General features: G+C 44.3%; 1 rRNA gene. It reads right to left on the bottom strand.

Going from position 1 to position 255, the window contains the following annotated elements:
- Positions 1-91: ribosomal RNA gene (locus F2P46_RS36865) — 23S ribosomal RNA — on the bottom strand; the annotation flags it as partial.
- Positions 92-255 lie beyond the last annotated feature (164 nt).

Below are 255 nucleotides of genomic sequence, written 5' to 3'. Positions count from 1 at the left end.
TGCTAGCTCCCCGCAGCTTATCGCAAGCTACTACGTCCTTCATCGCCTGTAATCGCCAAGGCATCCACCATGTGCACTTATTCGCTTGTCCCTATAACGTTAGCCTCTGTTCCGGAGAACAAAGAGCATTACAGAGATAAGAAAGTACAGCGTTGTTGCTTTGTTTTGATACATACAATCACTACCCATCGAACCGTCTGTCGACGATTCGATTAAAACTTTACTTCTTCCAGATTGTTAAAGAACGAAACAGCT

The sequence above is a fragment of the Massilia sp. CCM 8734 genome, assembly GCF_011682155.1.
Taxonomy (GTDB): Bacteria; Pseudomonadota; Gammaproteobacteria; order Burkholderiales; family Burkholderiaceae_D; genus Telluria_A; species Telluria_A rubra.
This window is presented reverse-complemented; position numbering and strand designations above follow the sequence as displayed.